Source organism: Streptomyces sp. NPDC012769 (assembly GCF_042901205.1).
Classification (GTDB): domain Bacteria; phylum Actinomycetota; class Actinomycetes; order Streptomycetales; family Streptomycetaceae; genus Streptomyces.
Genome location: NZ_JBIBCP010000007.1, coordinates 294,062 through 306,440, shown reverse-complemented (window position 1 = coordinate 306,440; position 12,379 = coordinate 294,062). Strand labels below are relative to the sequence as shown.

Below are 12,379 nucleotides of genomic sequence, written 5' to 3'. Positions count from 1 at the left end.
CCGGGGCACGGCCGTCGTCCCGCTGCTCTGCCGCACGGCTACGGGAGGGGCGGCCGCACCGCCCCCCGTACCGGTCAGTCGTCGGTGTCGGTGTCGGTGTCGGCGGCGTCCGGCTTCGACCCCTCGCTCCGGCCGCCCGTGCCCTCGCCCGTGCCCTCGCCCGGGCCGTCGCCCGCGCGCTGACCCGACTCCGACTCCGGCTCCCGCCCTGACTCCTGCTCGGGGGCCCGCTCGGATTCCTGTTCCGCTCCCGGCACCGCCTCGGGGCCGGGCTGCTGCGGCTTCGGCGGGCGGGTCCGCTCGCTCGTGCCGTCCCGCAGATGCGAGGTGTCGCCGCCCTCCGTCGCCACTCCCGGACCGGCGCCCGGACCGGAGCCGGGACCCGTGCCCGGGTCGCGGCGCCGCAGATAGCGCTCGAACTCGCGGGCGATGGCCTCGCCGGAGGCCTCCGGCAGCTCCGCGGTGTCCCGCGCCTCCTCCAGCGTCTGCACGTACTCGGCCACCTCGCTGTCCTCGGCGGCCAGCTGGTCCACGCCCAACTGCCAGGCCCGTGCGTCCTCGGGCAGCTCGCCCAGCGGGATGCGCAGGCCGATCAGGTCCTCCAGCCGGTTCAGCAGGGCCAGTGTCGCCTTCGGGTTCGGCGGCTGGGACACGTAGTGCGGGACGGCCGCCCACAGGCTCACCGCGGGCACCCCGGCGTGCGTGCACGCCTCCTGAAGGATCCCCACGATGCCGGTCGGGCCCTCGTAGCGCGTCTCCTCCAGCTCCATCGTCCGGGCCAGATCGGGGTCGGAGGTGACCCCGCTGACCGGCACCGGACGGGTGTGCGGGGTGTCGCCGAGCAGCGCGCCCAGGATCACCACCATCTCCACGCCCAGCTCGTGCGCGAAGCCGAGCAGCTCGTTGCAGAACGAACGCCAGCGCATCGACGGTTCGATCCCGCGCACCAGGACCAGGTCCCGGGGCTTCTCGCCGCCGATCCGCACCACGGAGAGCCGGGTCGTCGGCCAGGTGATCTTCCGGACGCCGCCGTCCAGCCACACCGTGGGCCGGTTGACCTGGAAGTCGTAGTAGTCCTCGGCGTCGAGCGCCGCGAACACCTCGCCCTTCCACTCCCGGTCCAGATGGGCGACCGCCGCGGAGGCGGCGTCACCGGCGTCGTTCCACCCCTCGAACGCGGCCACCATGACCGGGTCGATCAGCTCGGGAACCCCCTCGAGCTCGATCACCCAGCGCCTCCTTCATCGAAGTTCCTGTCGTACGGACCAACCTTATGCCTTTCCGGCGGCCCGCCCGCAGCCCTCGGGCTCGCCCGAAAGCCGTTCTCGGCCTTGATCGACTACCCAGGAACTCCCGTCCGCACGCGTGGCGGCGTCAGTCCTCCCAGAGGGTGCTGGGGGCCTCTTTCCGTACCACCGGGGCGATCTCCTCGGCGAACCGTTCGAGCGTCTCGATCTGCTCCGCCGTGGACTGCCCGAAGGCGTCGACCGTGATCGACTGCAGGTCGTGGCGGTACACCTCGTGGTAGCCCAGGATCTTGTCGACGATCTGCCCCGGGGAGCCGATCAGCTGCGGGCCGTCGGCGATCGCGTCCTCGATCGTGCGGAACGGGGTGTTGTAGCCCGCCTTCCCCTCCAGGTCCGGCCGGAAGGACTGACGGACCTTCGCCTCGTAGAGGTCCTTGTAGCGGGTGACGGCCCGTTCGGCGGTGTCGGCTATGAGCAGCCCGCCCGAACCGGCCGCCACGCGCGCGTGGCGCGGGTCGTGACCGTACTCCTCGAACTTCTCGCGGTAGTGGGCGATGAGCCGCGCGTACGCCTCACGGGGCTGGACGGCGTTGGCGGTGAACAGCGGGTCGCCGTGCCGGGCGGCGAGTTCGGGGGAGTCGAGGCTGGTGGCGGAGCCGTGCCAGACCCGAGGCGCTCCCGCGTACGGGCGGGGGAGGGTGGTCACGTTCCGCAGCGCGGGACGGAACTCGCCCTTCCAGTCGACGCCCTCCTCGGTCCACAGCCTGCGCAGCAGCTCGTACTTCTCCCGCTGGAGGTCCCACTGCCGCTTCTCGTCGAGGCCGAAGAGGTCGAAGTGGCCGGCCTCCGCGCCCTTGCCGACGACGAGTTCGATGCGGCCGCGGGAGATCTGGTCGAGGGTGGCGTAGTCCTCGGCGACCCGTACCGGGTCGAGGATCGCGACGACGGTGACACCGGTCAGGAGGCGGATGCGGGAGGTGCGGGCCGCCAGCGCGCCCAGCACCACCGAAGGGCTGGAGGACAGGAAGGGGCCCGCGTGCCGCTCGCCGATCGCGTACGCGTCGAAGCCGAGCCGCTCGGCGGCCTCGCCGACCGCCAGGACCTGCTCCAACCGGTCGGCGGCCGACGGGAGTTCGCCGGTGAGGGGGTGCGGGGCGTGGCCGATGAGGGAGAGCACCTGAAACTTCATGCCCTCACTCTGCGCGCCGAGTGTTGCGGACGTGTGGCGGCCGTATGGCGGCGGTCGCGGCACGCGTCAGGGGCGGCCTCTCGGGAGACCGCCCCTGACGAAACCCTCGTGAGCGGGGCCTACTTGCGCAGCATGTCCTCGACCTTGCCGCGGATCTCGTCCGTGGCCAGACCCCGGATGGTCAGCGTGGTGCGGCGGCGCAGCACGTCGTCCGCGGTCTCGGCCCACTCGTGGTCGCGGGCGTAGGCGACCTGGGCCCAGATCTCCGGAGCGTCGGGGTGGACGCGCTCGGCGAGCTCGGGGTTCTCGTTCGCCATGCGGGCGATGTCGAAGGAGAGCGAACCGTAGTGCGTCGCCAGGTGCTTGGCGGTGTCGGCGGCCATCCGCGGGCCGGGCGCCGGGCCGTCCACGAGCAGCCGGTGGGCGACCGCGTGGGGGTTGGCAATGCCGGGCAGCGGCAGCCGCCTGGGCAGCGTGGCCACGGACTCGTAGTCCTCGCCGAGCGGTCGGCCCGGCAGCGACTCCAGCTTCTTCATGATGGTGCGGCCGATGTGGCGGAAGGTGGTCCACTTGCCGCCGGCCACCGACAGCATGCCGCCGCGGCCCTCGGTGACGACCGTCTCGCGCTTGGCCTTGGAGGTGTCGCCGGGTCCGCCCGGCAGCACCCGCAGGCCCGCGAAGGCGTAGGTGATCAGGGAGCGGTCGAGCTGCTGGTCGCGGATGGAGAAGGCGGCCTCGTCCAGGATCTGGGCGATGTCCTTGTCGTTGACCGCGACCTCGCCCGGGTCGCCCTCGTACTCCTCGTCGGTGGTGCCGAGCAGGAGCATGTCCTCCCAGGGGAGGGCGAAGGTGATCCGGTACTTGTCGATCGGGGTGGCCAGCGCGGCCTTCCAGGGGGAGGTGCGCTTGAGGACCAGGTGCGCGCCCTTGGACAGGCGGATGGAGGGGGCCGCGTTCGGGTCCTCCATCTTTCGCAGGTGGTCGACCCACGGCCCGGTGGCGTTGAGGACCAGGCGGGCGCCGACGCCGAACTCCGTGCCGTCGAGGCGGTCCCGGAGCTCGGCGCCGGTGACCCGGCCCTGGGTGAAGCGCAGGCCCGTGACCTCGGCGTGGTTGAGGACGACCGCGCCGGCGTCGACGGCGGCGCGGACCGTCATCAGCGCCATGCGGGAGTCGTTCATCTGGTCGTCGCCGTAGACGGCGACGGCCTTGAGGTTGTCCGTGCGCAGCTCCGGCACGTCCTGGGCGGCCTTGGCGGGGCTCAGCAGGTGTCCGACGCCGTCGCCGAAGGCGGACAGGGCGCTGTAGGCGAAGACGCCGGCGCCGAGCTTGGCCGCGCCGTGCGGGCCGCCCTTGTAGACGGGCAGGTAGAAGGTGAGCGGGTTGGACAGGTGGGGCGCCACCTGGCGGGAGACCGCGCGCCGCTCGAAGTGGTTCTCCGCGACCAGCTTGACCGCGCCGGTCTGCAGATAGCGCAGGCCGCCGTGGAGCAGCTTGGAGGAGGCGGAGGAGGTGGCGCCGGCGAAGTCGCCGGCGTCCACCAGGGCCACCCGCAGTCCGGACTGCGCGGCGTGCCAGGCGGTGGAGATGCCCAGGATGCCGCCGCCGATCACCAGGAGGTCGTACGTCGCCTTGGACAGCTGCTCTCTGGTCTCGGCGCGGGTCGGCAGGGAACCGGCGGCCGGGTGCATCCCCAGGGAGGGGAGGCTCTGCAGGGTGGTCATCGCGAATTACTCCTCGTCAGTTCTCTTCTGCTTCGAGCCAGCCCATGGAGCGCTCTACGGCCTTGAGCCAGTTCTTGTACTCGCTGTCGCGCTTGTCGGCGTCCATGCGAGGGGTCCACTCGGCGGCCCGGCGCCAGTTGGCGCGCAGGGCGTCGGTGTCGGGCCAGAAGCCGACGGCCAGGCCGGCGGCGTAGGCGGCGCCGAGGCAGGTGGTCTCGGCGACCATCGGGCGCACGACGGGGGCGTCCAGGAAGTCGGAGAGGGTCTGCATCAGCAGGTTGTTGGAGGTCATGCCGCCGTCGACCTTGAGGGCGGTCAGCTCGACGCCCGAGTCCTTGGTCATGGCGTCGGTGATCTCGCGGGTCTGCCAGGCGGTGGCCTCGAGCACGGCGCGGGCGATGTGCGCCTTGGTGACGTAGCGGGTGAGACCGGCGATGACACCGCGGGCGTCGGAGCGCCAGTACGGGGCGAACAGACCGGAGAAGGCCGGCACGAAGTAGGCGCCGCCGTTGTCCTCGACGGAGGAGGCGAGGGTCTCGATCTCGGCGGCGGACTTGATGAGGCCCATCTGGTCGCGCATCCACTGGACGAGCGAGCCGGTGACGGCGATGGAGCCCTCCAGGGCGTAGACCGGCTTGTCCTCGCCGATCTGGTAGCCGACCGTGGTCAGCAGGCCGCTGTAGGAGTTGATGATCTTGTCGCCGGTGTTCATCAGCATGAACGTTCCGGTGCCGTACGTGGACTTGGCCTCGCCCTCGGCGAAACAGGTCTGGCCGAACAGGGCGGCCTGCTGGTCGCCGAGCGCGGAGGCGACCGGGACGCCGTCGAGGACGCCGCCCTTGACCGTGCCGTACACCTCGGCGGAGGAGCGGATCTCCGGCAGCACGGCCGCCGGGACCTCCATGGAGTCCAGGATCCGCTCGTCCCACTGCATGGTGTGGAGGTTCATCAGCATGGTGCGGGAGGCGTTGGTGACGTCGGTGACGTGGTGACCGCCGTCGACACCGCCCGTCAGGTTCCAGATGACCCAGGAGTCCATGGTGCCGAAGAGGATGTCGCCGCGCTCGGCCCGCTCGCGCAGCCCCTCGACGTTGTCGAGCAGCCAGCGGACCTTCGGGCCGGCGAAGTAGGAGGCGAGGGGGAGGCCGGTCTCGCGGCGGAAGCGGTCCTGGCCGACGTTGCGGCCGAGCTCCTTGCAGAGGGCGTCGGTGCGGGTGTCCTGCCACACGAGGGCGTTGTGGACGGGCTCACCGGTGTTCTTGTCCCAGAGCAGCGTGGTCTCGCGCTGGTTGGTGATGCCGATGGCCTTGACGTCGGCGGAGGTGATGCCCGCCTTGTGGATGGCGCCCGCCACGACTTCCTGGACGTTGGCCCAGATCTCGGCGGCGTCGTGCTCGACCCAGCCCGGCTTCGGGAAGATCTGCTCGTGCTCCTTCTGGTCGACGGAGACGATCCGGCCGTCCTTGTCGAAGACGATGCAGCGGGACGAGGTGGTGCCCTGGTCGATGGCGGCGATGAACGGGCCGGCGCCGTGGGAGGCGGTGCCGGAGGTGTGTGCGTCGGTCACGGTGTACTCCAAGGGAGGTCTGGAAGAAGGACGGCTCAGGCGAACGCGATGTTGTAGATACCCGCGGCGATGGCTCCGCCGACCAGGGGGCCGACGACCGGGATCCAGGCGTAGCTCCAGTCGGAGCCGCCCTTGTTCGGCAGCGGGAGGAGGGCGTGCACGATGCGCGGGCCCAGGTCGCGGGCGGGGTTGATCGCGTAGCCGGTCGGGCCGCCGAGCGAGAGGCCGATGGAGACGACGACGAAGGCGGTGATCAGGGCGCCGATGACGCCGAGGCCCTTGCCGCTGTCGTTGAGGCCCTGGGTGAGCACGGCGAGCACCAGCACGACGGTGCCGATGATCTCGGTGGCCAGGTTCTGCCAGGTGTTGCGGATCTCGGGGCCGGTGGAGAACACACCGAGCACCGGACCGGCCGCGGGCGCGGCCTTCTGGTCGACCATGCCCTCCTCGTGCGGCGTCGAGATGATCGACTCGTCCGTGAGGTGGGCCCGGAACTGGCCGTAGTAGGCCACCCAGACCAGTGCGGCGCCGATCATCGCGCCCAGCATCTGACCGGCGACGTAGACCGGTACGTCGCTCCACTCCCCGTCCTTGATCGCTATGCCGATCGTCACGGCGGGGTTCAGATGGGCGCCGGAGAGGGAAGCGGTCATGTAGACCGCCGTCATGACGGCGAAGCCCCACCCGAAGGTGATCGCGAGCCAGCCCGCGCCACGGGCCTTGGAGCTCTTGAGCGTGACGGCGGCGCACACACCGCCGCCGAGCAGGATGAGTACGGCGGTACCGATGGTCTCGCCGAGGAAGATGTCGGAGCTGGACACCCGCGACTCCTTTGTCCTTCGTCCAGGGGAAGGCGAACCCCGGGTCCCTCCGGTGGTCCGCGCCCTCAGGGTGAGGGCGTTTTCGGCCCTTGGCACTGCCACACCTTAGCGCGTATTGCCGGTAGCTGTTCGACAATGCCGACCGATGAACGGAAGTTTTGCGCCAGGCTTAACAGCGCGTCAAGGGTCGCGGGCGCGAAAAACCCGCCGATAACGCGATCGTTACCGACGGGTCGGGTAGTGCTCCGGCGCAGGTGGGCGCCCGGTCAGAAGCGGCCGGCCCCCAGGTCCCGCGAGACCGCGCGGGCGCAGTCCCGCACCGCCGCCACCAGCTCCGAGCGCAGCTCGCCCCCGGCGCAGACCCGCTCCACCGCACCCGTGATCGCCACGGCCCCCACCGGCATCCGCCGACGGTCGTGGATCGGCGCCGCCACCGAGGCCACGCCCTCCCAGGTCTCCTCCACGTCGGCGGCCCAGCCGCGCGCCCGGGTCATGTCCAGCAGGGTCTCGAAGTCGGACAGCGCCGTGACCGTACGGGGTGTGAACGGCTCCCGCTCGACCTCCACCGCCTCGCTGTGCGCCACCGGGTCGTACGCCGACAGCACCTTGCCCAGGGCCGTGGAGTGCAGCGGCTGCATGGCCCCGACCTCCAGGACCTGGCGGCTGTCGTCGGGCCGGAAGACGTGGTGGACGATGAGGACGCCCTGCTGGTGCAGGACCCCCAGATGGACGCTCTCCCCGCTGGAGCGGGCCAGGTCGTCCGTCCACACCAGCGCTCGCGCGCGCAGCTCGTGCACGTCCAGATAGCTGTTGCCGAGCCTCAGCAGCTCCGCGCCCAGCTGGTAGCGGCCCGAAGCGGCGTCCTGCTCCACGAAGCCCTCGGCCTGGAGGGTGCGCAGGATGCCGTGGGCCGTCCCCTTGGCCAGGCCCAGGGAGGAGGCGATGTCGGACAGGCCGAGCCGGCGCTCGCCGCCCGCGAGCAGTCGCAGCATCGCCGCCGCCCGTTCAAGCGACTGGATGTTCTTCGCCATCGCCCGGCCCTTCTCCTCACATGCTGTTCGACAATGCTGAACACTATCGGTCGATGCCGACCTTGTGTCACACCAGACAGTGTCGTCCACGAACGGGTCGGACCGGGAGTCCCCGCACAAAGGATGCCGTCCACCAGCTGGAACCCCATGTCCGCCCCGGCACCCGCACGGTTACTCTGGGCCCGTGCACCCTCCTCCGAGCGTGCAAAGCCGACAGCCGTCGCATCCCAGGGAGCTCAATCCATGGCCTCGTCGCCGACCCCTTCCGCCGCAGCCGCGTCCCCCGCCCAGCGGGCCGACGCCCTCCGCGAGGCCTTCGCCTCCCGGGTCGTCGTCTCCGACGGCGCCATGGGCACCATGCTCCAGGCCCAGGACCCCTCCCTGGAGGACTTCCAGCAGCTCGAGGGCTGCAACGAGATCCTGAACATCTCCCGACCGGACATCGTCCGGTCGGTCCACGACGCCTATCTCTCGGTCGGCACCGACTGCGTCGGCACCAACACCTTCAACTGCAACTTCTCCGCGCTCGGCGAGTACGACATCGCCCACCGCATCCAGGAGCTCTCCGAGGCCGGCGCGCGGATCGCCCGCGAGGTCGCCGACGAGTACACGCAGAAGACCGGGCAGCAGCGCTGGGTACTGGGCTCCATGGGTCCCGGCACCAAGCTGCCGACCCTCGGCCACGTCGACTACACCACGCTGCGCGACGCCTACCAGCAGAACGCCGAGGGCCTCCTCGCCGGCGGCGCCGACGCCCTCCTCGTCGAGACCACCCAGGACCTCCTCCAGACCAAGGCCGCGATCGTCGCGGCCCACCGCGCCATGGAGGTCGCCGGCTACACCGTCCCGCTGATCACCTCGGTCACCGTGGAGACGACCGGCACGATGCTCCTGGGCTCCGAGATCGGGGCGGCGCTGACCGCGCTGGAGCCGTTGGGCATCGACATGATCGGCATGAACTGCGCGACCGGCCCGGCCGAGATGAGCGAGCACCTGCGCTACCTCGCCCGGCACGCCGGTATCGCCCTCTCCTGCATGCCCAACGCCGGTCTGCCCATCCTGACCAAGGACGGCGCGCACTACCCGCTGTCTGCCGAGGAACTGGCCGACGCCCACCAGACCTTCGTCGCCGAGTACGGCCTCAGTCTCGTCGGCGGTTGTTGCGGTACGACGCCGGAGCATCTGCGGCAGGTCGTGGAGCGGGTGCGCGGGCTGGTCCCGCCGGTGCGTGAGCCGCGTCCGGAGCCGGGTGCCGCGTCGCTGTACCAGACGGTGCCGTTCCGGCAGGACACCGCCTACATGGCGATCGGTGAGCGGACGAACGCGAACGGGTCGAAGAAGTTCCGTGAGGCGATGCTGGAGGGCCGCTGGGACGACTGTGTGGAGATGGCCCGGGATCAGATCCGCGAGGGCGCGCACATGCTCGACCTGTGCGTCGACTACGTCGGTCGTGACGGCGTCGCCGACATGGAGGAGCTCGCCGGCCGCTTCGCCACCGCCTCGACCCTGCCGATCGTGCTGGACTCGACCGAGGTGGAGGTCATCCGGGCGGGTCTGGAGAAGCTGGGCGGCCGGGCGGTCATCAACTCGGTCAACTACGAGGACGGCGACGGGCCGGAGTCCCGCTTCGCCAAGGTCACCCGCCTCGCCCAGGAGCACGGGGCCGCGCTGATCGCGCTGACGATCGACGAGGAGGGCCAGGCCCGTACCGTCGAGACGAAGGTCGCCATCGCCGAGCGCCTGATCGCGGACCTGACCGGCAACTGGGGCATCCGCGAGTCCGACATCCTCATCGACACCCTCACCTTCACGATCTGCACCGGTCAGGAGGAGTCCCGCAAGGACGGCATCGCCACGATCGAGGCGATCCGTGAGCTGAAGCGGCGCCACCCGGACGTGCAGACCACGCTGGGTCTGTCGAACATCTCCTTCGGCCTCAACCCGGCCGCCCGTGTCCTGCTGAACTCCGTCTTCCTGGACGAGTGCGTGAAGGCGGGCCTGGACTCGGCGATCGTGCACGCGTCGAAGATCCTGCCGATCGCGCGGTTCGACGAGGAACAGGTACAGACGGCGCTGGACCTGATCTACGACCGCCGGGCCGAGGGCTACGACCCGCTGCAGAAGCTGATGGCCCTGTTCGAAGGCGTCTCCACCAAGTCGATGAAGGCCGGCAAGGCCGAGGAACTCCTCGCCCTGCCCCTGGACGAGCGCCTGCAGCGCCGCATCATCGACGGCGAGAAGAACGGCCTGGAAGCCGACCTCGACGAGGCCCTGCAGGACACCCCGGCCCTCGACATCGTCAACAACACCCTCCTGGAGGGCATGAAGGTCGTCGGCGAGCTGTTCGGGTCGGGCCAGATGCAGCTGCCGTTCGTCCTCCAGTCGGCCGAGGTCATGAAGACGGCCGTCGCCTACCTCGAACCCCACATGGAGAAGACCGACGCCGACGGCAAGGGCACCATCGTCCTCGCCACCGTCCGCGGTGACGTCCACGACATCGGCAAGAACCTCGTCGACATCATCCTCTCCAACAACGGCTACAACGTCGTCAACCTGGGCATCAAGCAGCCCGTCTCCGCGATCCTGGAGGCCGCCGAGGAGCACCGCGCCGACGTCATCGGCATGTCCGGCCTCCTCGTGAAGTCGACGGTGATCATGAAGGAGAACCTGGAGGAGCTCAACCAGCGTGAGCTCGCGGCCAAGTACCCCGTGATCCTCGGTGGTGCGGCTCTGACCAGGGCGTACGTCGAGCAGGACCTGCACGAGATCTACCAGGGCGAGGTCCGCTACGCCCGCGACGCCTTCGAGGGCCTGCGCCTGATGGACGCCCTCATCGCCGTCAAGCGCGGCGTCCCCGGCGCCACCCTGCCCGAGCTCAAGCAGCGGCGGGTCGCCAAGGGCGCCGGCGCCCTCCAGATCGACGAGCCGGAGCCCGGCGGCCGCTCGGACGTCGCCACCGACAACCCGGTCCCCACGCCGCCGTTCTGGGGCACCCGGGTCGTCAAGGGCATCCAGCTCAAGGAGTACGCGAGCTGGCTCGACGAGGGCGCCCTCTTCAAGGGCCAGTGGGGCCTCAAGCAGAACCGGGCCGGCGACGGACCGTCGTACGAGGAGCTGGTGGAGAGCGAGGGCCGGCCGCGGCTGCGCGGCTGGCTGGAGCGCCTGCACACGGAGAACCTGCTGGAGGCGGCCGTCGTCCACGGCTACTTCCCCTGCGTCTCCAAGGGCGACGACCTGATCATCCTCGACGACGCCGGCAACGAGCGCACCCGCTTCACCTTCCCGCGCCAGCGGCGCGGGCGGCGCCTGTGCCTCGCGGACTTCTTCCGCCCGGAGGAGTCCGGCGAGACCGATGTCGTCGGCCTCCAGGTCGTCACCGTCGGCTCCCGGATCGGCGAGGCCACCGCCAAGCTCTTCGAGTCCGACTCCTACCGCGACTACCTGGAGCTCCACGGCCTGTCCGTGCAGCTCGCCGAGGCGCTCGCCGAGTACTGGCACGCCCGCGTCCGCGCCGAGCTCGGCTTCGGCGGCGAGGACCCCGAGGACGTCGAGGACATGTTCGCGCTCAAGTACCGCGGCGCGCGCTTCTCCCTCGGCTACGGCGCCTGCCCCGACCTGGAGGACCGCGCCAAGATCGCCGAGCTCCTCCAGCCCGAGCGGATCGGCGTCCACCTCTCGGAGGAGTTCCAGCTCCACCCCGAGCAGTCCACCGACGCCATCGTCATCCACCACCCCGAGGCGAAGTACTTCAACGCTCGGTAATCGTCACAGCGCCAAATACCTGCGACCCGAGTGATCGGGACGTACACTGGTCGGTCCAGTGCAGGCCGGTCGCCCCACCCCGTACCGGGGAGGGTGACCGGCCTTCTCGTCCCTCGATGGAGGTGTGCCGGATGACCAGTACGGTCCCCGCGTCCTTGTTCCGTGCCAACGGGAGCTCCGCCCTGCAGGCGGTCTTCCTCGACATGGACGGCACCCTCGTCGACACCGAGGGCTTCTGGTGGGACGCGGAGGTCGAGGTCTTCGCGGACCTCGGACACCGGCTGGACGAGGCCTGGCGGGACGTCGTCGTCGGCGGCCCGATGACCCGCAGCGCCGGCTACCTCATCGAGGCGACCGGCGCCGACATCACGCTCGCCGAGCTCACCGTGCTGCTCAACGAGAAGTTCGAGCAGCGCATCGACCGGGGCGTACCGATGATGCCGGGCGCCGAGCGGCTGCTCGCCGAGCTGGTCCGGCACGACATCCCGACCGCCCTGGTCTCCGCCTCGCACCGCAGGATCATCGACCGGGTGCTCGCCTCCCTGGGCCGCGACCGCTTCGCCCTGACCGTCGCGGGCGACGAGGTCACCCGTACCAAGCCGCACCCCGAGCCCTATCTGACCGCCGCCCGCGGAGTGGGCGCCGACCCGGCCCTCTGCGCCGTCGTCGAGGACACGGCCACCGGCGTCGCGGCGGCCGAGGCGGCGGGCTGCCGGGTGGTCGCCGTCCCGTCCGTCGCCCCCATCGCCCCCTCGGCGGGCCGGGTCGTCGTGCGCTCGCTCGAAGAGGTCGACGTGCCCTTCCTGCGCACCCTCATCTCCACCCCGCGCCACGACTGAGCCGGCGCGGAATTCGCGACCGGAAACGTTCAGGCCATTCGCCGAAAAGAACCCTGAGTGAGCTTGCTCACCCAGAGTGCCGACCGGCGGGTGGCCTGTCTGCGTGCGGTGTCCGGAACATGACGTTTACGTCCTGACGATGTGTCCCGTTTCGATCCCGCCCGTACGAATCATTCCCCCGCATGACTATCGAACGCAC

Annotated in this window: 8 protein-coding genes; 2 read left to right on the top strand and 6 right to left on the bottom strand. The window is 70.6% G+C overall.

From position 1 onward, the window contains the following. Positions 1-74: 74 nt before the first annotated feature. The 6 genes from ACFY7C_RS32610 to ACFY7C_RS32585 form a co-directional block, all read right to left on the bottom strand. Positions 75-1,229 (bottom strand): PAC2 family protein, encoded by a 1,155-nt coding sequence (locus ACFY7C_RS32610; protein WP_389657707.1) that lies wholly within the window; start codon positions 1,227-1,229, stop codon positions 75-77. A gap of 145 nt (positions 1,230-1,374) precedes the next feature. After that, positions 1,375-2,436, bottom strand: a complete 1,062-nt coding sequence (locus tag ACFY7C_RS32605) for an LLM class flavin-dependent oxidoreductase (protein ID WP_389657704.1) — start codon at positions 2,434-2,436, stop codon at positions 1,375-1,377. A gap of 119 nt (positions 2,437-2,555) precedes the next feature. Then, entirely contained in the window at positions 2,556-4,160 is a 1,605-nt protein-coding gene (locus tag ACFY7C_RS32600; protein WP_389657701.1) for an FAD-dependent oxidoreductase, read from the bottom strand. A gap of 16 nt (positions 4,161-4,176) precedes the next feature. Continuing rightward, positions 4,177-5,727: a glycerol kinase GlpK gene (glpK, locus tag ACFY7C_RS32595; RefSeq protein ID WP_389657698.1), complete on the bottom strand. Its 1,551-nt coding sequence runs from the start codon at positions 5,725-5,727 to the stop codon at positions 4,177-4,179. 35 nt (positions 5,728-5,762) lie between these two features. After that, complete coding sequence (locus ACFY7C_RS32590) at positions 5,763-6,548, bottom strand: MIP/aquaporin family protein (RefSeq protein ID WP_389657695.1); 786 nt, start codon at positions 6,546-6,548, stop codon at positions 5,763-5,765. A 266-nt stretch (positions 6,549-6,814) separates the two neighbouring features. Beyond that, entirely contained in the window at positions 6,815-7,579 is a 765-nt protein-coding gene (locus ACFY7C_RS32585; protein WP_389657692.1) for an IclR family transcriptional regulator, read from the bottom strand. A 243-nt stretch (positions 7,580-7,822) separates the two neighbouring features. Here ACFY7C_RS32585 and metH point away from each other — a divergent pair, with 243 nt between their 5' ends. Further along, positions 7,823-11,341, top strand: coding sequence for a methionine synthase (gene metH / locus ACFY7C_RS32580; protein WP_389657689.1), 3,519 nt, complete (start codon positions 7,823-7,825; stop codon positions 11,339-11,341). A 131-nt stretch (positions 11,342-11,472) separates the two neighbouring features. After that, a complete protein-coding gene (locus tag ACFY7C_RS32575; protein WP_389657686.1) occupies positions 11,473-12,180 on the top strand; it encodes an HAD family hydrolase in 708 nt (235 codons plus the stop codon). Positions 12,181-12,379 lie beyond the last annotated feature (199 nt).